This window comes from Bacteroides sp. 1_1_14, from assembly GCF_000162515.1.
Lineage (GTDB): Bacteria > Bacteroidota > Bacteroidia > Bacteroidales > Bacteroidaceae > Bacteroides > Bacteroides thetaiotaomicron.
This window is the reverse complement of record NZ_GG774715.1, coordinates 37,690-62,985: the sequence shown is the minus strand read 5'-3', so window position 1 is coordinate 62,985 and position 25,296 is coordinate 37,690. Positions and strand designations below refer to the sequence as shown.

Here is a 25,296-nt window from a genome sequence, read left to right as displayed (position 1 = left end):
GATATATAGCTATTTACAGTTATGAAAATTATAGCGGAACAAGAATAAACCCCGGATGCCGGTAACATAACCTGTATTTCCATAGAAAACGGAAAAAACGGTTATCTTTACGGGCAAAATATAGGGTTCTTTGCATGGTGAACGGTAAAACCGCAGGTGGTCAAGCGTTATTTTGCCGGATTATCCGGGGCTAAAAAAGGCAACGGATAAGTAGCAAATCTTTCTCTTAACCTTTCATTATCCTGCATTTTAGCGATTTGGAAAGGTATAGAAGAATTTGGCTTAACTCTCCTCAATACCAAACACTTACTTTATTTATCCAAATTTTGCCGTTTTTTTGCGAGTTCTTCGTATCTTTGTGGAAAGTCGTATCAAAAAGGTACGAATATAAACTATAAAACTTAGAATGAAATGGAAAATATTACCGGACAGAACAACGAATTTACATTAATATTCCCACATAACAGAATTGATTGCACTTCTTCTCAAAATGACAAATTCAATAAGATTATTAATCAGGCCAACATCACAATCACAGGAAACAACAATCGTATCTCAATGTATTTCGACACTGAAGAAAGTGCGGAAGAATTGCTGCTTAGCAACGGATTATACGTGTCACTACTCTTTGCCCTGGCTGGGTGAATACTGATATGGTGAAAAAAGCAGGAACACCTTTTAAAGATGAAGAAATGATACAACCTGATGATTTATTAAATACAATCCGATGTTTACTGAATCTATCAGAAAATGTATGTATCAAGGATATTGTTTTTGAAATGAAAAAGAGCATTATTTAAATCTTCGGAAATAAATAAATGCTTGAACTACTTTTATAATAAGAAGGAAGCTCCAACATGATTGATGAACTATGAATTTAGTCAGGGCTTCCTCCACTTTATATTATTATTACGGTTCAAATAACCTTCTCGTACAACTTGAACCAATCCAGCCCATAATGTCCCAGTCCTAAGTCCACAGTGTCAATATACTCAAACCCACATTTCTCGTACAACGAAATAGCCGGAAGATTCTTCTCATATACATCGAGCCGGATAGATTTCATTTCTGATTTTAAAGCCAACTCCAGTGAAAAATCCATCAATGCATGTCCAACTCCCATTTGCAAAAAAGATGGATGTACAACAAAAGTGCGTACCACAAAAATATAACTATAATCCGCATCTATTTTCCATACTATATTCTCATAAGCCTTTTCCAGCTGATGATCTAAAATGACAGAACCCGCAATCCTCCCGTCACATCGGGCAACAAACAGACTATTATCATCCACACCGGCAGCCGCATTCTCACGAACCGGATAAATCCCCTTTATCCATCCCGGATAATTGATTGTAGCTGACAAGTGATCGTTCAATTCATCATACAGCCTCTCTAATTCATCTATATCAGCCAAAGAACCGGGTTCAATTATAAAATTCATACATATATTGTTTGAGGACAAAGATATAACTTCTATTCTAATAAATATCAAGGGGATGTTTTACTTTTTTTCAATCGCCAACAAACAACAGATACTAACACATTGTTTTATTCATAAGTAAAGCATACATCAAAACAAAAAAACCAAAGTTGCTATGAGGTGGATATGGTATTGTACATTGTTAGCGTATATCGCATTCCTATTAGGGCTGATTTACACTATTATAATTGATTACGACGACAAAAATCCTGTGAAGACGATCTGCTGGATTCTAGTTGTTATATTCTTACCATTACTGGGTATATCTGCCTATTATATTGTAGGACGTAATGTAAGCAAAAAGCGTTCAAAATTTCAGTTTTGGAGAGAAGAATTCAACAGGCACCAACAATCCGTTTCTACCAACGTGGAAACAGAGCCAATACATCCCGATCATTATAAAGAACTAAAATCACTCATATTGAATCTGGAACAATCACCAGTATTCGGAGGTAACAAAGTAACTGTCTATCCGGGTGGTAAAAGTAAGTTTTACAGTCTTTTCGAAGATATCGACTGTGCCGAATCGCATATTCATATCTTCTATTATGCCATTGGCGACGACCATATCGGCAACGAATTAAAAGAGAAGATTATCAATAAGGTAAAACAAGGCATCAAAGTACGACTGCTTTACGACGGACTGGGATGCAATAAAACGAACAGAAAATATTTCAAGCAAATGATAGAAGCAGGCGTGGAAGTGAAAACGTTCCTCCCGCTTAGTTTTCCCCGCTTCCTGCGAAGTGTCAATTACCGCAATCATAAAAAGATAGTCATCATCGACGGCAGAATCGCCTATACCGGCGGCATCAATGTAAAAGACGTATACATAGACGGACTTCCGTGGGGAAAATGGAATGACATACACTTCAAGGTTGAAGGTTCCGGAGCGTCGGGGCTGCAATCTGTGTTTCTGGCAGACTGGTATTATACTTCCGGACAATATCTGTCTTCACCGGAGTATTATCCCAATCTCGAAGTCTTCGGAGAAGTACCAATTCAAGTAGTCAACGCGGAACCGTTGGGAATGCATTCCAATGTAATGGAAGCCATGTTTACAGCTATAACGCGGGCGAAAAAGAATGTATATATCGAGACTCCCTACTTTATACCGACGGAATGTCTGCTTCAGGCAATACAGACCGCATCAATGAGCGGAATAGACGTTCGCCTTGTCATGCCTAAAAGATCAGACAATGATTTTGTGCAATATGCCTCTAACTCATATGTGGAGAAACTATTAAGAAATAAAGTCAGAGTCTATCAATATGTCAATGGATTTACACATTCAAAGTTGATGATTGTCGATGATGAACTGGTGGTAGTCGGTTCAGCCAATATGGATATAAGAAGCCTTGAACTTCTTTTCGAGACCAATCTGTTCATTTACGACAAGAAAGTTGCTCAGACCGTCAGAGACATTTATCACACCGATATGAATAATAGTAAAGAACTAAATCTATGCGACTGGCTCCAACGCAACCGTTCGGTTAAATTTCGCGAAGCGTGTTTCCGTTTGTTTTCTCCGGTATATTAGCTGTCTGAGCACCACCCCAAAACTATCAAAAACCACCGTTAAATTGTCAGAAGCCTCCTATCTAACAATTTAGCGGTGGTTTTATGTCAATTTCCCCACTATCGGGCTCATAGAAATCACATATACTTGCACTGTCAAAACAAACAAATTTATCAAACTTAAAAACAATCAACATGAAGAATTTCACCTTTAGAAAAGAATTAGTAGAAGCACAGGATGAGTTACTCCGTTTCGCTTACAAACTTACAATGGATATTGATGAAGCTAACGACTTATTGCAGGAAACGTCTTTAAAAGCATTGGACAATGAAGACAAGTATATATCTGATACGAATTTTAGAGGATGGATGTACACCATTATGCGCAATGTTTTTATCAACAACTACCGCAAAGTGATTCGCAATCAGACTTTTGTCGATCACACCGATAACCTCTACCATCTGAATTTACCACAAGATGCAGGTTTTGAAAGTACAGAAAATGCCTATGACCTCAAAGAAATGCACCGTGTAGTCAATGCTCTTGCCAAAGAATACAAAATTCCGTTCGCTATGCACCTTGCAGGATTCAAGTACCGTGAAATTGCAGATAAGCTACACTTGCCACTAGGTACTGTAAAGAGCCGTATCTTCTTCATCCGCAAAAAATTGCAGGAAGAGTTGAAAGACTTTCGCTAATTTTTTTTCGAATGCGACAGAGAGTAATCTGAGACCCGGGTGTCAGCATGTATGAGACCCGGGTGTCAGACATACCAACACCCGGGTGTCATGCAACTCACAGTAATAGTGGATTAAAATTTCATTAGAATATCGAGTCTTCCATGCATGATAGATGGCAAAACTTTGGATATCTTCTCAACAGGCCAGTCCCACCACTGCAATTCCTGCAATTGTGCAATTGTACTTTCGTCAAAACGCTTTCGTATTTCTTGGGCCGGCGTTCCGCCTACTATCGTATAAGGAGGTACATCTTTGGTGACTACTGCCCTCGACGCAATAATCGCTCCGTCGCCGATATGTACGCCCGCCATGACAACAGCCTCATAACCAATCCATACATCGTTTCCAATCACTATATCCCCTTTATTATCCCATGCCGAAGTGATATTTCCCTTATCCAACTGCCACTCCTCAAAAAATATAGGAAACGGATAATTCGACAAAGAATTCAACGTATGATTCGCGCTGTTGAAAAGAAACTTAGCTCCACAGGCTATCGAACAGAATTTCCCTATGATCAGCCGGTCTCCATTGACAGGATAATGATATAAAACATTGTTCTTCTCAAACTGAACAGGATCATTTACAAAATCATTGTATATGGTGTAGTCACCAACCTTTATATGAGGATTATTGATAACAGCATTCAGATAGACAGTCTGAAGGTCATTGGTACGCGGATAAATATTTGTATTCATTGTAATTGCTTCTTTATAAGGTTTCTGAAATAAAATAATAAAATATCGGGTGACCTGTTTAGCCACATAAGACTCGAACAACAGATTTCACCATTGTCCATCATCCATATAGAGCGAAGCTATTTACAACGTTGCCATTTCATTGCGTTAAAAAAATAAGGTTCATATCACATAACAAATGTACAGGATAATTTTGGAAATCAGATGCAAGGATCTAAAAATTATCCCGTATATTTGCTGTATACCATTTATATCGTCACTATAAACCTTTAGCATCATGGCAACTTATACTCATTTCGGCAAACAGCCGGATGTACTGAAACATCTGATACTTTGCGAAGTTCTTCGGAACGAGCATCCACAAGTCTATGTAGAAACAAATTCTGCCTGTGCCATCTACCCGATGCAGCAGACTTCGGAACAGCAATATGGCATTTACTATTTCTTAGAAAAAGCGGTAGAGGAAGACAATCAAGTTCTAAAAGACTCCATTTACTATAAGATAGAAAATGCAGAAATGCAGAGAGGGTACTATTTAGGTTCTCCGGCTTTAGCAATGGAGGTATTAGGAAGACAGGCACAAAGATTTCTATTCTTCGATATAGAAAAGAGTGCTTTGGATAATGTGGAACGCTATGCGAAGCAAGCGGAACTACAGACATCCGTCCGCCTATATAATACCGATTCTCTCGAAGGAGTCATGAAGTTACTGCCATCACTCCCCAAAGATTCTTTCATTCATATCGATCCTTATGAGATAGATAAGAAAGGAACATCGGGACTAACCTATCTGGATATATTAATAGAGGCTACCCAGTTAGGAATGAAGTGTTTACTATGGTACGGCTTTATGACTCAACATGACAAAAGCCATCTGAACTCATACATCACGACCCGACTAGAAGAGGCAAGGATTAAAGACTATATTTGTGCAGAACTGATAATGAACTCTATCAGACAAGACACCGTATTATACAATCCCGGTATCATAGGCAGTGGTATCTTGGGCACCAATTTATCACAGAAATCAAATACAGCCATTCTTGATTACAGTGATATACTGGTCCGCCTCTACCAATACGCAAAATACAAGGACCATGACGGCAGCTTATACAGAGACATTATCGGCAATCCACCGGAAACCTGAGCCGAAAACAAAGAGTAGCCAAAATAGGAAATACATCAATCTTCCCACTAAATATGTATTCCATATCGGTGCTTCACTTCCGCCATTACAAACGTACTTTCCAGCGAACCTAGGCTATCGATGGTTCCCAATACATTCAGAATGAACTCCTGATAATATTTCATATTAGGAGCATGGATCTTCAGCAAGTAATCGTAGCTGCCCGATATATTATAGCATTCGGTCACTTCGGGAATATCCTGTATGATTCGGGTAAACTCAGCCGCAATGTCCCTGTTCAGCCGCCTTAACTTGACACTGCAAAAGACCACAAAACCCTGATTCAGCTTTTCGGCATCCAGCACAGCGATATACTTCTTTATATATCCCCCACTCTCCAAACGTTTAAGGCGCTCGAAAACAGGAGTCGATGAAAGACTGACCCGCGCAGCCAACTCTTTGGTCGTCAACCGCGCATTCTCTTGCAAAGTACGGAGTATCTGCAAATCCACTTTATCTAATTTCTCAAAAGTATCCATAAGAAAAATATTCTTCTAACAGGTGATTTTTAAGAATAAAACAGTTGTCTTATTCTGTATAACGATACAAAAATAGCATTATTTTCTATATTTCTACTATATATTGTTCGATATATCTGCATCCCATAACTTTGCAAGAAAATAAAGAGAGAATATCAAACTTAAAAAGCATACGATTATGGAAAGAAAGAATTTACACTTTGAGACATTACAGGTTCATGTAGGACAGGAACAAGCAGATCCGGCAACAGACGCACGCGCAGTACCTATTTATCAGACCACTTCTTATGTATTCCACAATTCCGCTCATGCAGCCGCACGTTTCGGTTTGCAAGATCCGGGCAATATCTACGGCCGCCTGACCAACTCCACCCAAGGAGTTTTTGAAGAACGTGTAGCCGTCCTCGAAGGAGGCGTAGCAGGTCTGGCAGTTGCCTCCGGTGCCGCCGCTATTACTTATGCTTTCGAAAACATTACTCGTGCAGGCGACCACATCGTAGCTGCCAAAACAATTTACGGAGGAAGCTATAACTTACTGGCACATACTTTGCCCAATTATGGCGTTACCACCACTTTCGTTGATCCGAGCGACCTTTCCAACTTTGAGAAAGCGATTCAGGAGAACACCAAAGCCGTATTTATCGAAACACTCGGAAACCCGAATTCCAATATTATAGACATAGAAGCGGTATCTGAAATTGCTCACCGTCACAAAATACCTTTGATTATAGACAATACGTTCGGCACTCCCTACTTAATCCGCCCCATCGAACACGGAGCAGACATTGTAGTGCACTCCGCAACCAAATTCATTGGTGGTCATGGCAGTTCCTTGGGAGGAGTAATCGTTGACTCCGGTAAATTCGACTGGGTAGCTTCGGGTAAATTCCCACAGTTGACAGAGCCCGATCCGAGTTACCACGGAGTACGCTTTGTAGACGCTGCTGGTCCGGCTGCTTACGTCACCCGCATTCGTGCCACTTTGCTACGGGATACGGGAGCAACGATCAGTCCGTTCAATGCCTTCATCCTGCTGCAAGGGCTGGAAACACTTTCTTTGCGTGTAGAACGTCATGTAGAAAACGCGCTAAAAGTGGTGAACTTCCTGAATAATCATCCGAAGGTGAAGAAAGTCAATCATCCGTCACTCTCCGATCATCCGGATCATGCACTCTATCAACGCTATTTCCCGAATGGTGCAGGCTCCATCTTTACGTTTGAAGTAAAAGGAGGACAGGAAGAAGCACACCGCTTCATCGACAGTCTGGAGATTTTCTCGTTGCTGGCCAATGTAGCTGACGTGAAATCACTAGTCATCCATCCGGCAAGTACCACACACTCGCAACTTAATGCGCAAGAACTTGCAGAACAGGAGATTTATCCGGGCACTGTACGTCTATCCATCGGAACGGAACATATCAATGACCTGATAGCCGATCTGGAACAGGCACTCGCCAAAATCTGACATTAGATTCTAACCTATTTGTCTGTTAAAATGTGATTGACAACAAGACGCAATGAAGATTCGGGGATTGAACTTTCCATCACTATGATACGTTATAACAATATAACATTAAAACATTGCAGTTATGGAGAAATATTTAATACACAGCAACGAACTGCATCTGATAGACGCAGGGAAAATCCACCAGGCAGTAGAGAAAATGGTGGAGTCACTCGATCTTGCCGCAGGATCAACCAGTAATTTTGATCTCTATCAGGTCGTAGAAAGCTACTTTAAGGACCTTGAAAAAAGAAGGAAAATCAACCATGTACTGGGAATCAAAGAAGACCGATATGAATTTGCAGAAGACTTCGGCATCAAATAAAAAAGAAATTTTCCAATCACACCAGACAATTTGTTCATATAAAACGAGAGAGTCTCACCGAAGTGAAACTCTCTCGTTTTAGTATATATCTTATAGTGATCAGTTTCCCTGATGCACGGTAAGTTGCGGGAACGGGAAGTTGATGCCTTTTTCATTAAAGGTTTCATAAATAGTCTTGTTTATATCAAAATAAACTCCCCAGTAATCTGCCGTATTCACCCACACACGGGCTACCACATTCACACTGCTGGCATCCAGCGCATGAAGGGCAATAAACGGGGCGGGGTCGGTCAGAATACGCTTGTCGGCCGTCAGTATATCACGGACAATCTGCTGTACCTTATTATAATCTTCTCCATAATCCACGCCAACAATCCATTCTACACGGCGCGTTGTCTGTGTATTATAGTTTGTCACCACTCCGCTGCTCATTGCACCGTTCGGTATATAAATCACTTTATTATCTCCGGTAGTCAGAATGGTGTGAAATATCTGTATTTCCTTGACCGTTCCGGAAACTCCCTGACTTTCAATCCAATCTCCTACCTTATAAGGCTTGAAAAGCAATACGATCAGTCCGCCGGCAAAGTTCTGCAAGTTACCGGACAACGCCATACCGACAGCCACACCGGCAGAAGCCAACAGGGCTGCAAAAGAAGTTGTTTCGACTCCCAGAGCACCGACTACGGAGATAATCAACAGAATGGTCAGCAGAATATTTACCAGACTCTTCACAAAAGTCTTGATGCTTATATCTACCTTTCTCCTGTCCATCAGACGTCCGACAAATCGGTTAAGCATCGAGATCAGGAACCGTCCGACAATGAAGACAAGGGTTGCAATCAGAATGCGTTCTCCGGCACGGATACCGAAATCTACCAATTGCTGGGTGATCAGAGAAAGCTTATCCAATCCGTCCGCATTGGCTATCGCTTCTTCCATTAATTTATCTGCGACGATTTGTGTAGAATCCGCAAGCTGTGTTGCTGTCGCTTGAAATAATAGTAGCATAATTTGATAATTATATTAAAATGAATAAATAGCTGACTTGTCATATTTCAACAAACTACAAAGTTAGATTGTTTTTAGCAAATCTAAAAGTTTTTTTTGCTTTCCTCCCGCAAAAGCAGTAATTTTGCCAACGATTCACTAAGTAGGGGTGCCTTAACATGACGGGCTGAGAACATACCCATAGAATCTGAACCGGGTAATGCCGGCGTAGAGAACTAATTAATAAGCAAGATGAAAAAAATGATGATGATGGCCGTCGCCTTATTGGACGCAGGCTTCCCTGTCCATGCACAAACGAGTGCAAAGGATAGTCTGAAAGTAATCAACCTGCAAGAAGTGCAGGTAGTATCCACACGTGCTACAGCAAAAACTCCCGTAGCATTTACCAATATAGGCAAAGCCGAACTTAAAAAAGTGAACTTCGGGCAGGATATTCCCTACCTGCTGAGCATGACTCCTTCCACGCTGACCACATCGGATGCGGGATCGGGCATCGGCTATACGACTCTTCGTGTACGAGGCACTGACGGCACGCGTATCAATATCACTGTAAACGGCATCCCGATGAACGATGCCGAAAGCCACAACCTGTTCTGGGTAAATATGCCCGACTTCTCTTCTTCCGTAAAGGATATGCAAGTGCAACGTGGCGCAGGAACATCGACCAACGGCGCCGGTGCCTTCGGAGCCAGTGTCAATATGCAGACCGAAGGCGCGTCCATGAAACCGTATGCCGAGTTCAACGGTTCCTATGGTTCTTTCAACACCCACAAGGAAACTGTAAAAGTGGGAACCGGACTGCTGAACAATCACTGGACATTCGATGCCCGACTTTCCAACATCGGTACGGACGGATATATCGACCGTGCCTCCGTCAATCTCAACTCTTACTATCTGCAAGGAGGATATTTCGCCGAAAATACGTCTGTCAAACTGATCGCATTCGCAGGAAAAGAAAAGACGTATCATGCCTGGGGATATGCTACTAAAGCAGAAATGGAAGAACACGGAAGACGGTATAACCCTTGCGGCGAATATACCGGAGACGATAATGAAAAACATTATTATGCCGACCAGACGGATAACTATCTGCAAAAGAATTATCAACTCCTTTTCAACCATACTTTCTCCACCGCATGGAATCTGAACATAGCTCTGCACTACACCAAAGGTGACGGCTACTATGAGGAATATAAAGAAGACAGATCTTTCGTAGAATACGGTCTGAAACCTTTTACAACAGACGGAAAAGAAATTTCGGAAAGCGATCTGGTCCGCCAGAAGAAAATGGATAATAAGTTTGGCGGGGGTGTTTTCTCCCTCAATTATACCAACCACCGACTAACGGCATCTTTGGGTGGAGGCATCAATCAATATCGGGGCAATAACTTCGGGAAAGTGACTTGGGTAAAGAACTACATCGGCGCACTATCTCCCGACCATGAATACTACCGCAACCAATCGAAGAAAACCGACGGTAACATCTATCTGAAAGCAAGCTACGACCTTACCGGAGGACTAAGTGCCTATGCCGACCAGCAATACCGGCACATCGACTACACCATCGACGGAGCAAATGACAAATACGACTGGAATAAAAGTGCGTTGCGTCCGCTGGCCGTAGACAAGAAATTCGACTTTTTCAACCCGAAAGTCGGACTGAACTGGAATATCAACTCCAATCACCGTGTCTACGCTTCTTTCTCCGTAGCTCAAAAAGAGCCGACAAGAAATAATTATACGGATGGTGATCCCGACAGTTATCCGAAAGCTGAAAAGCTGCTCGACTACGAAGCCGGATACACATTCGCCAATCATTGGCTGACAGCAGGCGCCAACTTCTACTACATGGATTATACCGACCAGCTTGTCCTCACCGGAGCTTTGAACGATATCGGTGAAGCCCTGACAGAAAACGTTCCGGACAGTTACCGGATGGGAATCGAACTGATGCTAGGTATCAAGCCCTGTAAATGGTTCCAATGGGATATCAATGCGACATGGAGCAAAAACCGTATCAAGAATTTCGTAGAAAACATTCCCATTTACGATGGCTGGAACTTACTGGACGTCGTAAGCGTTTCTCATAAGAGTACTCGCATCGCCTTTTCACCGGATTTCCTGCTGAACAACCGTTTTGCTTTTACCTATCAAGGATTCGAAGCAGCCCTTCAATCCCAATTTGTCGGCAAACAATATATGACAAATGCGGAAGTGGAAGCATTGACTCTGGATAAGTATTTCGTGACCAACCTAAATCTGGCCTATACATTCAAACCCCGAAAAGTGGTGAAAGAAGTAACTTTGGGTGTGACCGTCTACAACCTCTTCAACGAAGAATACGAGAACAACGGTTGGGCATCCAGTTCTTACGACAAGGATGTGAATCACAGAATAGATTCTGCCGGATACGCTGCGCAAGCGGGTACAAACGTTATGGGTCATGTCTCTTTCCGCTTTTAACAATAACCATTCAAACAGACAAGCCAGAAGCCGCCAACATGGAACGCGGCTTCTTATTTCCTCATTTTCTCTTCCATATATTTGGAAGGAAGCACCCCAAACTGTGCAACGAACTGCTTACGGAAGGAAATCATCGAATCATACCCTACCATTTCCGCCACTTCTGTCAGACTGCTATATCGCCCGCTCATGATAATAGAGGCAGCTTTACTCATCCGTACTCCATGAATCACCTCTATAATCGACAAACCAGTTTTCTGCTTAACCTTGCGATAAAGGGTCGGCTGGCTCATATTCAATTTGTCCGTCAGCACTTTTATTGTAAAATTCCGGTTTGATAAATTTTCTTCTATAATCTGAAGCATTTTAGGCATAAAAACATCCTGAACATCTTCTGAAGATTCCAGTACCTCTTCATCCAGCATAAGAGTTTTCGCATAAAGTTTTCTTAACAGATCACGTTGTTCTATCAACGCTTTCACCTTCTCTTTCAATAACTCCGGATTAAAAGGTTTCATTATATAGTCATCTACCCCTATTTGTAAACTTTTCAATCGGTCAGCATCCTCTGCTTTAGCTGTTAAAAAGATAACCGGTATATGAAAAGTCCGCTTATTTTCACGAATCTCCCGACTACATTCAAACCCATCTTTAACAGGCATCATTATATCAGATATGATTAATTTAGGTATATATTTATCAGCCATAGCCACCCCTTCTTCTCCATTTCCAGCCTCAATAACATTATAATCTTCTTTAAATAGACTGCATAAATATTCTCTCATCTCATCGTGGTCCTCTATAATCAACAAAAATTCCTTATTATTTTTCGCTCTGTTAACGGGCTCTTCCATAGTCTCATTCTTTTCTTCTACTACTTCTTCCATCGGACGTTCTTCTACCGGACACTCTTCCAACAAATCCCCCTTCATCGGATCAGGTACCATTTCATATTCCCCCGGCGCAAAATGAGAAAGCCCCATCGGAATGTGCAGAACGAATCGGCTGCCTTCTCCAACACGACTGGTCAACGTTACAAATCCATGATGTAACCCCATCGTATGCTTTACAATATGTAATCCAAGACCTATTGACGTGGAATATTGCGGGATACGTTTCCCTGTTACAAACGAATCAAACACGTGCTGTTGCAAATCATCAGGTATCCCAACTCCATTATCAGACACTGTTACAAGGCAATAAGGTCTTCCGTCAATTTCCGCCTCTGACACAGCCAGTTCAATACGTCCATTCTGAGAAGTGTATTTAAAGGCATTTGATAACAAATTTTGAACAGCTGATTCTATTTTCGCCACATCCACCCATAAATACAAAGGCACTGTATCCACCTGGACCAAAAATTCCCGCTTCTTGACCATAGCCATTTGCAGAAAAGGATTAGCCACCCGGCTAACAATCTCCTTTATATCCGATTCTGACAAATGAAGTTTTATCATGCCTCCCTCTATCTTCTGTACATATAGCAGACGATCAACCAGTGTCTGTAGAGAAAGACAATTCTTGTGCAATCTGCTAAATGAATCAAACCAATTATCCGATGGGGTAATGGACTTCATTATATCATGTATAGGAGCAAGTATCAAAGTAAGAGGAGTTCTTAACTCATGAGCAGCATTCATAAAAAAATTCTCACGTTCTTCCCGTATATGCCGTTCTGCGTTTCTCTCCAAATTTGCAATCGTCAGTTCATGTTTCAATTGAATCATTTTTTTGAAACGACGTTGCCGCCGCAACAAACTATAGAAAATATAACCAACCAAAAATAAAACCGAGAAAATCAAAAGCAAACGAAACCAAACGGTCTGGCTCCAATGTGGAAGGATTGTTATCGGCAATGCAGTAACGTCTCCTTCCGTATTATTAGGGAACAATGTTTTGACTTCAAAAATATAATAACCGGCAGACAAGTTGGTAAACGAGACCTTACCCGCTTCAGAAACAATCCAATCTTTTTGATATGGATATAACCGATAGCTATATTTTTGCAGATCCTTCGAAAAAGCCAGATTATTGAAAAGGAGAGAGAAATCACGGTTTGCATTGACCAGTTCCAAATGGTCAATTGATGCAATATTTGAGTCCAAAACAACTTGCCCTTTTATCTTCTCACCTATATTGATTTGCTTATTATCGACTTCCAATCCAGTTAAAAGAGTTTTGCTGGCAATGGTGGCAGATGTCAGTATTTCCGGTTCAAAATAAGTTAAGCTCTTGTTGTTTCCCCAAAATAAAGTATTCTTAAACAACATCACAGATTTATTGCTACTAGAAATATAATAGTTGTAGAAGACATGTTGTTGTCGGCTATATCTTGAGATACCGGATATACTCCCCAACCAAATACGCTTCTTCTCATCTTCCACTATACAATCTATACAATCATTACAAAGTCCATCTTTTACTGTATAAAAAGACGTTATCCTATCTTCGCCCACAGGAATGATTCCAAATCCATTTTTATAACCCACATATACAGTTCCGTCAGTACCAGTCAGTAAAGCACTAACTACACGAGCTCCTATATTTTCTTTTTCTTCATATCCATGAACCATCTTTAATGGACGAACATTGACCTGTGATAATCGTACAATACCTTTTGCTGTCCCTATCCAGATATTCCGCTGTTTATCTTCACAAATAGCAGTGACCCATGGCTCTGCATCTTCTTTCAAGGCTTCACGCAATGAGAATAATTCAAAATGACCTGTCTGATGATCAAATAAGTACAATCCGGCAGAAGTGCATACCCAAAACCGATAACGGGAGTCAATCATTAAGGCCACTATATAGGAGTTTACCTTTTTCCCTAAATGATTGAGCGGATATATATGGAAAGAATCGGAATTCCAGTCATAACAAATCAAGTTTCCGGAAGCATTTCCAAACCATAAATTAGAACATGAATCTTTGATTGCACAAAACACCGGGACTTCCTTTTGATTGCCCACAGGAGAAAAGTTCAGCGGTCGCGATTTAGCATAAGGCTGGTCACTACGCATAATTCCTTCATGGTAAGTGCCCAACCAAATTCGACCATCTTTGTCAGCTACCTGAGCAGAGATTTCATTATGTTTTTTGCTGTGATATTGCATATAAGAATGCTGTCTAAAGTCAAAATAGACAATCCCTCCTCCTCTAGTTCCGATCCATAGTATTCCCTCTTTATCATAATAAACAGAAATCATTCTTGTCTCTACATTCCGGTACTGCAAAAATGAGGTATTCGTATAAGGCGTTGCCGACAACTTAGAAGGATCATTTTCTTCAGGAGCTAACAGAGTATATCCATTCCAGGTTACTGCAATGTAAGAATCATTATCCAACGCAACCACCCCATACGCATCTGAATGTGATAAAGAAGACAACCTGGCATCCTCATTATACTGATAATAATCAGATTTTCCCGTGGGAATATGCAGACGAGTTACTCCACCCACTATAGAAGAAACCCAAATATATTCCCCTTCACTCATGATAGTAGTAGCATTAGCACTAGGATTAATAGAGTATTTGAACTTCCGGACCACTTTACCTGCAATCTTATCAAAAAACAACAAACTTCCCTTATCGGTAACCAAATACAAGAAATGCCCGTCTTGCGAAGCACATAAATTCGAAAAAGATTCCCCCTCATCTAAAATAAACGGATAGTCTGCTTCAACGGTCATCTCTATTTGTAAGTCACCTTTCACTAATTTATAATGTCGTTTCAAGCATTGCAATTGTCCGTCTTTCACTATCCAAAAAAGAGAATCCCCCGTTATTTCCATAGCACTTGCGGAAATGAACTTTTTTCCATCCTGAAAAGACGGAAGAACAAATTTCTCTTTCCGTCGATCAAAACAATATAAATACTCATTAGCTATTACCCACAATTTATCATCAGAAGTCTCTTTTATATCGGAAACATACATCCTCACATTGTCTACACTAAAATTGCGAATCTGCTTCCCGTCATATCGACTCAGCCCATTACTGGATCCAAACCACATAAAACGATCTTGATCCTGATAGATACAAGTAATGATGTTATCTACCAAGCCATTACTCATATTCAACTGATGAAGTTCATTATAAGGCAGAACAGCATAGAGAGAAGTAGTAATAACTGAAGAATTTATAATAACAAACAAAACAAAGATGGTATATCGAACGGTTCGCTTCATTATATATTCATATTAGTTTAAGTGTCACAAAAATAATCAATATTATAAGAGAAAGGCGAAGCAAATGATAAAAAAAGCAATTTTGAATGAAAAGATATACATGGATGAATAAAAGCATATGCTCCTGATTCCTTGAAATCCCCTAAGTTTGTATCCTGAAAACCGAACGGAAAGTGTGCTTCACAATTATATATAGCCATTTACACCTTTGAATCTATAATATTTAAAACAATTAATCACATGAGAGAAAAAGCCAAAAGCCCTTAAGTCAAATTGAAATCAATTAGAATCTATTAAACCTTATTTAAATAGAAAGCCTAAGAAGACCTTTTTTCAAACTAATAAAATCTTATAGAAAAACATGCGTAAATCATTTAATCTAATCTGGATGGTTTTCGGCTTCCTGCTACTAATAGTAGGTTGTAATGAAGACAAGAAAAGCACAGCTTTCGATCCTAATCAACCAGTCAAGTTTACAGAGTTTATGCCCGATTCCGGTGGCATACGAACCAAATTCATTGTTAAAGGTTCCAATTTCGGAGAAGACAAAAGCCAAGTGAAAGTTTACTTCAAGGATGAAGTAGGTAATGAACGGGAGGCATTGGTTTTAGGTGTCAAGCCTGATGTTATTTATGCCCAAGTACCCAAGCAATCCGGAGGGGAAAGCCATGTACGGGTGGAGATTGCCGGGAAAGAAGCAGAACTCAGTAGTAGTGAAAAAACATTCAAATATATTGTAACTTCTTCCGTATCTACAGTAGTAGGAAAAGCAAAAGAAGGTGGCAATAAAGACGGAACACTCGGCGAGACCACATTCAATACTCCAAGGTATGTAGCTGTAGACAATGACGACAATGTATTCATATTCGACTCTGACGGAAGAACGCGTTTATCATCCATCGAACAAAATAAAACGATCACTTTACTGGATGGTATGGTAATCGACCAACCTTTATTTATAGACAAAGAAAAGAAACAACTATTTGGTCCATGCGATAATGCCAACTTCGGATGTTTCCTATTCGATGCTAATGTGAGCTGGGTAGCTGATAAAATGGGACAGCTTTTGGCTAACGGAGGATGGATGCATAGCGTTGTTCTCGACCCTGTAGATTCTACTTTTGTGATATACCGCCAAAATACAGGGCAATTGTGGACACAACCTTTTGATAAAAATAAAAGAACATTAAATCCCAACAAAGCAAAACGAATCGGTACACTCTATAATACAGGTTCCAATGGATTATGTGCTTACAATCCGGTTGATAAGTATGTTTACTGTGTGTTGCATAGTAAAAGTGCAGTTTATCGCTTTAAGCTCACACGCGACGCGGACGGTTGGCCAGCTCTAGACGGAGACATTGAAGAATATATTCCCGGTGCAGGCGCAGGCTTCCGGGACGGAGATGTACAAGAAGCACAATTCAATGAGCCGCGTGGAATTGCTATTGATAAAGAAGGCAATTTATATATAGCGGATGTTAATAACCATCGGATTCGTAAAGTTGACACCAAGTTAAATATCGTGACCACGATAGCAGGTAGCGGGAAAGGATACAAAGACGGGGATCCTTTGGAAGCCCAATTCGATCAGCCTTGGGGTGTCTATTTGGACAAAAATGAATTTCTTTACATTGCAGATCAAAACAACCACTGCATCAGAAAACTTGCTATTGAATAATTAATAAGGAATAGAAATGAAAACACTATATTTTAAATTAACCCTGTGTTTCTTTCTGCTATTGGCAGGAAATGCAACACAAGGGATATGGGCCCAACAAGAACCAATTCAAATTGCCGGAATCGTGTTAGATGAACATGGTGATCCGCTCCCGGGTGCAAACATATCTGTAAAAGGGAAAGAAAAGACCGGAACTATAACAGATATGGATGGTAACTTCAGCATGAAATCATTAGCTCCAAAAACAACGCTGATTGTTTCATTTATGGGATATAAAAGCAAAGAAATAGTGGTTACTCAAACCGATAAGAAGATGCGTATATCTCTGGAGCCCGACTCTGAATCATTGGATGAAGTAGTTGTTGTAGGTATGGGAACACAACGTAAAGTCAGTGTGGTAGGTGCTGTCACCAGTGTCAATCCGGCTGCCATCAGTGCTCCGTCAACTTCCGTGGCCAATATGCTGGGAGGTGTGGTCCCCGGTATTATAGCCGTTGACCGAAGCGGCGAACCGGGGCAAGACGTTTCCGAGTTCTGGATTCGCGGTATCAGCACATTTGGTGCCAACCAGTCGGCGCTGGTCTTGATTGACGGTATTGAAGGGAACCTCAACGACCTCGACCCGTCGGATATTGAGAGCTTCTCTATCTTGAAAGATGCTTCGGCAACAGCCGTTTATGGTGTACGTGGTGCAAATGGCGTTGTTTTGGTAACGACCCGTTCCGGTCAGGAAGGTCGCACCAAGGTAACCTGGAAGAGTAGTATGACTCTCTCTTACTCTCCCCGTATGCCCGAATATCTGGAAGCATACGATTATGCCAGCTTGGCAAACGAAGCCCGGGCAGTAAGTAATATGGACCCTCTTTATAGCCCGACAGAACTGGAGATTATTAAAGCAGGACTGGACAATGACTTATATCCAAACGTAAACTGGCAAAAAGAGATACTGAAAGATGTAACTATTAATCATCAGCACTATTTAAATGTATCCGGTGGTGGAAAAGTTGCCAGATATTTTGTCAGTGTAGGAGGTACATTCAAAGATGCTATCTTCAAGCAAGACAAAGTTAACAAATACAACACGAATGTCAAATGGGCTAAATATAATTTCCGCGCAAAGGTAGACATGAACCTAACTTCATCGACAATCATGGGATTGGCTATGGACGGAGCTATTGTAGAAGATAGAGCACCGGGATTCGGAACTAACAATGACGCACTCTGGGCCGCACAAGCCTATCTGACTCCCCTGACAGTGCCCTTACGTTATTCCAATGGAATGCTTCCTGCTTATGGTAAAAGCGGAGAACAAATCTCACCATATATATTGTTGAACCATACCGGATTTAAAAAGGGGAACCGGACCACTATGAACATCAATTTCACCTTACGTCAAGATTTCGGGAAATGGATCAAGGGTTTGAGTGCCAGAGGAATGTTCTCGTATAACAATAACAATACACACAACGTAGTCCGTTACAAAAATCCGGATCTGTACAAGGCTTTCGGCCGTTACAACGACGGCTCATTAATGACACAGCGTACAGTATCCGCCGAGAATATTAAATTCGCCAAGAGTGCGGCCAGTGACCGTAGATATTACTTCGAATCACAACTTGCCTATGAAAGACTTTTCAATCAAGAACACCGTGTAACCGGTTTAATACATTACTACATGCAAAGTACCGAAAGTACTGAAGCAAATGATGAAATTTCATCTATTCCCAAACGCTACCAAGCATTATCCGCCAGAGCTACTTACTCTTATAAAGATGCTTATCTGGTAGAAGGAAACGTGGGATACACCGGTTCCGAAAACTTTGAACCGGGCAAACAATTCGGTTTATTCCCTGCTATCGCCTTGGGATGGATCCCGACTCAATACGAATTTATGCAGAATCATGCAGGATGGCTCAATTTCCTGAAGATCAGAGCTTCTTATGGTGAAGTTGGTAACGACCAGATCGGTGGTGGACGCCGGTTCCCTTATTTGACTTTGATTAACTTTGGAGGTGGCAGTCGTTGGGGTTCCAATGGATTGACGGAACAACAAATCGGAGCTAACAACTTACACTGGGAGGTAGCCAAGAAATACAACCTGGGTATTGACTTCCAATTTCTCAATGATAAAATAGGCGGAACGGTAGATATCTTCAAGGATACCCGTGATAACATCTTCCAGGAAAGAAAGATGATGCCTTCGGAAGTGGGCGTCGTGACCAACCCATACACAAACGTAGGACGTATGCGTAGTAGCGGTGTAGATGGTAACATTTACCTGAACCAGAAGATAAACAAAGATAATTCTTTCACGGTGCGTGCCAACATGACCTACGCTGTCAGCAAAGTTGTACACTGGGATCAAGATGCAGTGCGCTACCCTTACCAATCGTATAGCGATGTAAATTATGGTGTTATGCGTGGTTTGGTTGCATTAGGCTTATTTCAAAGTCAGGATGAAATCAACCGAAGCCCGAAACAAACATACGGCGAAGTACGCCCTGGAGATATTCGCTATAAAGACGTGAACGCTGACGGAAAGATTGACGATGATGATGTTGTTCCTATTGCACACTCCAATGTACCGCAAATCCAATATGGTTTTGCACTGGAATACAGATATAAGAGATGGACTATCAGTGCTTTATTCACTGGAGCAGCCAAAGTTAACTTCTTATATGGAGGTTCCGGATTCTATCCCTTCTCAGGTGGAGAAGTCGGCAACATTCTGTCTATCGTGAACGACCCGAAGAATCGTTGGACACCAGCATGGTATTCGGGAGACCCCTCTACAGAAAACCCGAATGCACGTTTCCCGCGCCTGACTTACGGAGAGAATAAGAACAATAACCGTGCTTCTACCTTCTGGCTGGCAGATGGTTCTTACCTGCGTTGGAAATCATTGGATATCTCCTATCGTATCGGAACAAATAAGGCACTCAGGACCGTAGGTATCAGTGATATGAATCTGCAATTTGTCGGACAGAATCTGGCAGTATGGGACTCAGTCAAACTATGGGACCCGGGACAGGCATCTAAAAACGGCGCCGTATATCCGCTACAGCGTACTTTCTCTTTACAGTTAACAGCTACGTTCTAATTGAAAAACATTATGAAAAAGATATTAAAGAAAAGCCTTCATATTCTATGCACGACACTGGGCATCATCCCGTTCATGCTGACTTCATGCAACTATCTGGCAGTTGATGAATACTTTAACGACCTGACCCCACTCGACTCTATCTTTGCCAGACAAGATTATCTGGAACGTTATGTATGGGGAACCGCGGCATTAATGCCCGCTCAAGGCAACTTGTTTTCCGGTTCCTACGGTCCTTACGAGACCGCTGTGGATGAAGTTCTTCTGTCATGGCAGAAAGGTGAGTACGCCGGTACCTACTTGTATGCAGACAAAATTACGCAGAACGATTCTTACTACAACATGTGGGGACAATACTACAAAGGAATCCGCAAGTGTAACACCATCTTCACCCGGATCGATGAATGCAAAGACCTGAAAGGACTGGACAGACGTGAAATTATGGGATTGACTCATTTCATGAGAGCTTCCTTCTATTTCTATCTGTTGGAGCTTTACGGACCGGCAGTCATCCTTCCCGAAGAGCCGTTATCGGTAGATGAAAACATTGAAAACTTGTCATTCGAACGTAACACGTACGATGAATGTGTGGAATATATCTGTAAAGACCTCGAAGAAGCTTACAGCCTATTGGACCCGACGCGTCCGAGCACTCAGTTCGAACGTCCTACCAAATATGCGGCAGCCGCCCTCATGTCACGTGTTCGGCTTTACCAAGCTTCCAAGTGGTACAACGGCAATCAATATTATGCCGACTGGACCACTTCCGACGGACGAAACATGATAGCCCAGCAATATGACCCGGTGAAATGGGCGAAATCAGCAGCTGCCTCCAAGAGAATTATCGATAGCGGTATTTACTCATTATACACTGTACCCAGCGATGAAAACACGTATGCATCTTCTCAGGCGTCACAAGCGGAATTTCCGTTAGGAGTAGGAGGAATCGATCCTTACCATTCGTATATAGATATGTTCAACGGAGAAGCACTGGCAGTGAAAAACCCGGAACTTATTTACGCTACGTCCTTGAACAACAACATCATTTCAATCGCCTTCCCGTTGAAGCTGGGAGGCTGGAACGGATTGGGAGTCACTCAAAAACTCGTTGACGCCTACTATATGAAAGATGGAGAAGATTATGAGCAACAACCTGATTATTATGAAGAAGCGGGTACTGTACCTACCATCGCCACAGGATATGAGCTGAGACCAACCGTTGCCAAAATGTATCTGGACCGCGAACCGCGTTTCTACGCATCCATCGGATTCTGTGAATGTTTCTGGCCCGCAACTTCGGTTACAGGAACCGAAGCTCCCAACGTGACTAACTTTACAGCAGGATATTACGTGAATGGCAACTGTGCAAAACAGGCTGCCAATCCCGAAGACTATAACTTAACGGGATATACTCTAAAGAAATATATCCATCCGGAGGATAACTGTACCAGTCATACAGGTGCTAAAATAAAACCGAAAACATTCCCTGTCTTCAGATATGCGGAAATACTGTTGAACTATGTAGAAGCATTGAATGAACTGAAAGGAGAACCGGAATATACGGAAGCGGCAGATAACACCACTTATCATGTTTTGTATAATCCGGAGGAAATCATGTACTACTTCAACATGATTCGTTACCGTGCCGGATTGCCGGGCATCACCCTTGCCGATGCCAGCGATCAAGTGAAGATGCGTCAGTTAATCATCCGCGAACGTATGATCGAATTTGCGTGTGAAGGAAGAAGATATCACGACCTGCGTCGTTGGGGACTAGCAGAAACAGAAGAAAACAAACCGGTACAAGGTATGGACGTTACCAAGAAGACGACCGAAAGAGACCAATTCTATACTGTTGTCAATGTAGTTCATAAATATGCATTACGCAGCTTTGACAGGAAGATGTACTTCTATCCTATTCCGAGAGCCGTATTGGATAAAAATGCCAAACTGAAACAAAATCCAGGATGGGACGGATTCGGAGATTGGTAACTTTCCCCTTTCCATCATATAACTGATTATTAATCATATAAAATTGAACATATAATGAGATCAATATACAAACTAGTGGTCTGTTCTTTATTAACGCTCTCCATCACTTCTTGTGAAAAAGACCTGCTTGACAAAGAACAATATCAGAAAGAAATCTACCTGATCGGTGCTTACAACCGAGTATGGACCACAGAAGTAAGCTACAGTAACGAAGAAGTGAAAACTTATTTCACGGTCAGCAGTTCCGGTACATTAGCATTAGACCGAGATGTGAACGTAAAAATGAAGATCAACGAAGAGTTGGTAGATATTTACAATAAAAAATACTGGACCGTTCTGAATGAGGACAAATATTATAAATCACTGGATACTGATTTATATTCCATTCCTTCTTTGGAGAATACGGTAATCAAGCACGCTGAAGGTATTTCCGCCGAAGTTCCTGTGTTGATAAAGACAGCAAGTCTGAAGATTGACCAGTCATACGTCATCCCCGTCGAAATAGAAAGTACAACAGGATATCCGATAAGTGAATCCGGATATAAAATGTTGATTCTATTAAAATTAAAGAATGACTATTCGGGCAGTTACCAGATGAGTGGCCATACCACCTTAGAAGGAGAAACTCCGAAGACGATTCAGAAGCCTAAAACGATTAAGCCTACCGGAGTCAACACTGTCAGACTATTCTATGCCATGAACAACGAGAGCGACGAGAAGGCTGATATCCAAACGGGTACAATAGAACTGACCATCACGGATCAGATAGTGGAAGGCACTAATGATGTAAAGAAAGTTTTGATCAAAGCATGGGATGCTGAAAACGGACCGGTAATTATCGACTCAGGAGAAAGTACCTACAACACAACCGCCAAAAAGTTCAGCCTCAAATATACGATCGGTAACACGCTATATGAAGAGCAACTGACCAAAGAAAAAGAAGTTTTATAATACACGACAAATGAGGAGAAGAGGAGATTTCACGGCATTGCAAAAATGCCGCTGAAATCTCCTCTTCGTTTTTTCAACGGAGGACTTGTTTTTACATGATTCCTTGTTTTCCTTCTGCTAAATTCGTAATTTTACCGCCGATTCACGCAATAGGGGTGCCCTAACATGACAGGCTGAGAACATACCCATAGAATCTGATCCGGGTAATGCCGGCGTAGAGAACGAATAAATAAGCAAATATGGAAATGAATTATCTGGAGATATTCGGTACGTTTATCGGCATTATCTACCTGTGGCTGGAGTATCGCGCCAGTATCTATCTATGGCTGGCGGGCATCATCATGCCGGCCATTTATATCTTTGTTTATTACGACGCGGGGCTGTATGCCGACTTCGGCATCAACATCTACTATCTGATAGCTGCCATCTACGGATGGTTCTTCTGGATGTGGGGACACGGGGAAAAGAAAAGTCTCCCCATTATACATACCCCGTGGAAATGCTATCTGCCACTATTCCTTGTGTTTATCGTGTCTTTCGTCGGTATCGCCTGGATACTTATCGAATACACAGACAGTAACGTTCCGTGGCTGGACAGTTTCACAACGGCGTTGAGCATTGTCGGAATGTGGATGCTGGCACGCAAATACATCGAGCAATGGTTTGCCTGGATTCTTGTCGACATCGTCTGTTGCGGACTTTATATCTATAAAGATCTCTATTTCACCTCCGCATTGTACGGACTTTACTCCATTATAGCTATCTTTGGCTACTTCAAATGGAAAAAATTAATGAGCATACAATGATAAACGAACACTATATACCCCAAGCCGTCATACTTGCCAACGGCGAATATCCTGCGCACGAACTTCCCCTGCGTCTTTTGACAGAAGCCCAATTCGTCGTTTGTTGCGACGGAGCCGCCAATGAATATATTTCCCGCGGACATACCCCCGACGTGATCATAGGCGATGGAGACTCGCTCCTGCCGGAATATAAAAAGCGTTTTTCCTCTATTATCCTTCAAATTTCGGATCAGGAGACGAATGATCAGACCAAAGCTGTCCATTATCTGCAAAGTAAAGGGATACGGAAAATCGCTATCGTAGGAGCTACCGGCAAACGGGAAGATCATACATTAGGAAACATCAGCCTGCTCGTGGAGTATATGAGAAGTGGTATGGAAGTACGGACAGTCACTGATTACGGGACATTTATTCCTGTGAGTGATACGCAAAGTTTTGCCTCACATCCCGGTCAGCAGGTCTCTATCATCAATTTTGGAGCTAAAGGATTAAAAGGAGAAGGATTGTTTTATCCGCTAAGCGACTTCACCAACTGGTGGCAGGGAACGCTCAATGAGGCAACAGCAGATGAGTTTACCATTCATTGTACAGGAGAATATTTAGTATTCCTTGCTTATTAAATCCCTGTTCCGGAAAAATATTCTTTCATCTGCCTTACTACTGATAGTTTCCTACTGTGGAACTATTATTTTTTTTGCCTAATGAAACTTTAGTTTCACGGCCTTGGAACTAGAGTTTCCAGCGCTTGAAACTTTAGTTTCTGCAGTTTGGAACTAAAGTTTCTTCAGCTTGAAACTATTGGTTTCAAGGCTTTGGAACTATAGTTTCATTGCATGGAAACTAACTAAGCTAAGGTATTCCTGACTTATCATTCCAAGAGGTCAGTATATTATTGTAGCAGGATATAATAACACAGCGTGACGGCGTAAGCGTCTCCGCGATGCCATCTTTCCTTAATTTTTGTATTTTCTTACCTTTGGCTCAAAAAACATGGAAGCCAACCCCATTTACCCCTTAATTATTGCGGACTACAAGGCTCATCTTCGCGATGCTTCTATTCCTCATTTAAGTTTTCATTCTTTCTGCCGTCAGTACAAGGTAAGAATAAAAAGTGTCCGTCAATGGATGCATCGTCACGGCTTGGATGTTACCACCATGCGTTACGATGCCC

At 41.6% G+C, this 25,296-nt stretch carries 19 protein-coding genes and 2 riboswitches; of the genes, 14 read left to right on the top strand and 5 right to left on the bottom strand.

Features of this window, described 5'->3' with window-relative positions; translation table 11 throughout:
- Positions 1 to 411: 411 nt before the first annotated feature.
- On the top strand, positions 412 to 645 hold the full coding sequence (locus HMPREF9007_RS01085) for a hypothetical protein (RefSeq protein ID WP_008763781.1): 234 nt from the start codon (positions 412 to 414) through the stop codon (positions 643 to 645).
- 271 nt (positions 646 to 916) lie between these two features.
- Here the strand turns inward: HMPREF9007_RS01085 and HMPREF9007_RS01090 are convergent, their stop codons facing one another.
- On the bottom strand, positions 917 to 1,444 hold the full coding sequence (locus HMPREF9007_RS01090) for a GNAT family N-acetyltransferase (RefSeq protein WP_008763779.1): 528 nt from the start codon (positions 1,442 to 1,444) through the stop codon (positions 917 to 919).
- Between the two features lie 154 nt (positions 1,445 to 1,598).
- Between HMPREF9007_RS01090 and cls the strand changes: the two genes are divergently transcribed.
- Together cls and HMPREF9007_RS01100 are read left to right on the top strand one after the other, a co-directional pair.
- Positions 1,599 to 3,023, top strand: coding sequence for a cardiolipin synthase (gene cls, locus HMPREF9007_RS01095; RefSeq protein ID WP_008763778.1), 1,425 nt, complete (start codon positions 1,599 to 1,601; stop codon positions 3,021 to 3,023).
- Between the two features lie 173 nt (positions 3,024 to 3,196).
- Positions 3,197 to 3,700, top strand: coding sequence for an RNA polymerase sigma factor (locus tag HMPREF9007_RS01100; protein ID WP_008763777.1), 504 nt, complete (start codon positions 3,197 to 3,199; stop codon positions 3,698 to 3,700).
- 113 nt (positions 3,701 to 3,813) lie between these two features.
- Here the strand turns inward: HMPREF9007_RS01100 and HMPREF9007_RS01105 are convergent, their stop codons facing one another.
- On the bottom strand, positions 3,814 to 4,440 hold the full coding sequence (locus HMPREF9007_RS01105; protein ID WP_008763776.1) for a CatB-related O-acetyltransferase: 627 nt from the start codon (positions 4,438 to 4,440) through the stop codon (positions 3,814 to 3,816).
- Between the two features lie 277 nt (positions 4,441 to 4,717).
- On the opposite strand from HMPREF9007_RS01105, the gene rlmJ reads away from it, so the two are divergent.
- Positions 4,718 to 5,587: a 23S rRNA (adenine(2030)-N(6))-methyltransferase RlmJ gene (gene rlmJ / locus HMPREF9007_RS01110; RefSeq protein ID WP_008763775.1), complete on the top strand. Its 870-nt coding sequence runs from the start codon at positions 4,718 to 4,720 to the stop codon at positions 5,585 to 5,587.
- Positions 5,588 to 5,634: 47 nt separating this feature from the next.
- Here rlmJ and HMPREF9007_RS01115 read toward each other — a convergent pair whose 3' ends face one another.
- Entirely contained in the window at positions 5,635 to 6,105 is a 471-nt protein-coding gene (locus tag HMPREF9007_RS01115; RefSeq protein ID WP_008763774.1) for an Lrp/AsnC family transcriptional regulator, read from the bottom strand.
- 178 nt (positions 6,106 to 6,283) lie between these two features.
- Here HMPREF9007_RS01115 and HMPREF9007_RS01120 point away from each other — a divergent pair, with 178 nt between their 5' ends.
- The gene (locus HMPREF9007_RS01120) at positions 6,284 to 7,570 is read left to right on the top strand and encodes an O-acetylhomoserine aminocarboxypropyltransferase/cysteine synthase family protein (protein ID WP_008763773.1); all 1,287 of its coding nucleotides are present in this window, start codon (positions 6,284 to 6,286) and stop codon (positions 7,568 to 7,570) included.
- A gap of 124 nt (positions 7,571 to 7,694) precedes the next feature.
- Positions 7,695 to 7,934, top strand: coding sequence for a hypothetical protein (locus tag HMPREF9007_RS01125; RefSeq protein WP_008763772.1), 240 nt, complete (start codon positions 7,695 to 7,697; stop codon positions 7,932 to 7,934).
- A 99-nt stretch (positions 7,935 to 8,033) separates the two neighbouring features.
- On the opposite strand, the gene HMPREF9007_RS01130 is transcribed toward HMPREF9007_RS01125, so the two are convergent.
- Complete coding sequence (locus tag HMPREF9007_RS01130) at positions 8,034 to 8,945, bottom strand: mechanosensitive ion channel domain-containing protein (RefSeq protein ID WP_008763771.1); 912 nt, start codon at positions 8,943 to 8,945, stop codon at positions 8,034 to 8,036.
- 134 nt (positions 8,946 to 9,079) lie between these two features.
- Positions 9,080 to 9,176, top strand: a riboswitch (TPP riboswitch).
- Between the two features lie 18 nt (positions 9,177 to 9,194).
- Between HMPREF9007_RS01130 and HMPREF9007_RS01135 the strand changes: the two genes are divergently transcribed.
- Complete coding sequence (locus HMPREF9007_RS01135) at positions 9,195 to 11,408, top strand: TonB-dependent receptor (protein ID WP_225651761.1); 2,214 nt, start codon at positions 9,195 to 9,197, stop codon at positions 11,406 to 11,408.
- 53 nt (positions 11,409 to 11,461) lie between these two features.
- On the opposite strand, the gene HMPREF9007_RS01140 is transcribed toward HMPREF9007_RS01135, so the two are convergent.
- Positions 11,462 to 15,595 carry a hybrid sensor histidine kinase/response regulator transcription factor gene (locus HMPREF9007_RS01140; protein WP_008763769.1) on the bottom strand — a complete coding sequence of 1,378 codons (4,134 nt, stop codon included), beginning with the start codon at positions 15,593 to 15,595 and terminating at the stop codon, positions 11,462 to 11,464.
- A gap of 361 nt (positions 15,596 to 15,956) precedes the next feature.
- Here HMPREF9007_RS01140 and HMPREF9007_RS01145 point away from each other — a divergent pair, with 361 nt between their 5' ends.
- The 7 genes from HMPREF9007_RS01145 to HMPREF9007_RS27925 all read left to right on the top strand — a co-directional run.
- Complete coding sequence (locus tag HMPREF9007_RS01145; protein WP_008763767.1) at positions 15,957 to 17,276, top strand: IPT/TIG domain-containing protein; 1,320 nt, start codon at positions 15,957 to 15,959, stop codon at positions 17,274 to 17,276.
- A gap of 16 nt (positions 17,277 to 17,292) precedes the next feature.
- On the top strand, positions 17,293 to 20,376 hold the full coding sequence (locus HMPREF9007_RS01150) for a TonB-dependent receptor (RefSeq protein WP_008763766.1): 3,084 nt from the start codon (positions 17,293 to 17,295) through the stop codon (positions 20,374 to 20,376).
- A 12-nt stretch (positions 20,377 to 20,388) separates the two neighbouring features.
- Positions 20,389 to 22,368: a RagB/SusD family nutrient uptake outer membrane protein gene (locus HMPREF9007_RS01155; protein WP_032850801.1), complete on the top strand. Its 1,980-nt coding sequence runs from the start codon at positions 20,389 to 20,391 to the stop codon at positions 22,366 to 22,368.
- A 54-nt stretch (positions 22,369 to 22,422) separates the two neighbouring features.
- On the top strand, positions 22,423 to 23,319 hold the full coding sequence (locus HMPREF9007_RS01160; RefSeq protein WP_008763764.1) for a DUF4361 domain-containing protein: 897 nt from the start codon (positions 22,423 to 22,425) through the stop codon (positions 23,317 to 23,319).
- A 141-nt stretch (positions 23,320 to 23,460) separates the two neighbouring features.
- Positions 23,461 to 23,556: riboswitch (TPP riboswitch) on the top strand.
- Positions 23,557 to 23,558: 2 nt separating this feature from the next.
- The gene (gene pnuC / locus HMPREF9007_RS01165; RefSeq protein WP_008763763.1) at positions 23,559 to 24,125 is read left to right on the top strand and encodes a nicotinamide riboside transporter PnuC; all 567 of its coding nucleotides are present in this window, start codon (positions 23,559 to 23,561) and stop codon (positions 24,123 to 24,125) included.
- Positions 24,122 to 24,745, top strand: coding sequence for a thiamine diphosphokinase (locus HMPREF9007_RS01170; protein ID WP_032850800.1), 624 nt, complete (start codon positions 24,122 to 24,124; stop codon positions 24,743 to 24,745). Before pnuC ends, HMPREF9007_RS01170 begins: the two co-directional genes overlap by 4 nt.
- A gap of 370 nt (positions 24,746 to 25,115) precedes the next feature.
- The coding region (locus HMPREF9007_RS27925) for a hypothetical protein (protein ID WP_277754724.1) at positions 25,116 to 25,296 on the top strand (181 nt) is incomplete at its 3' end.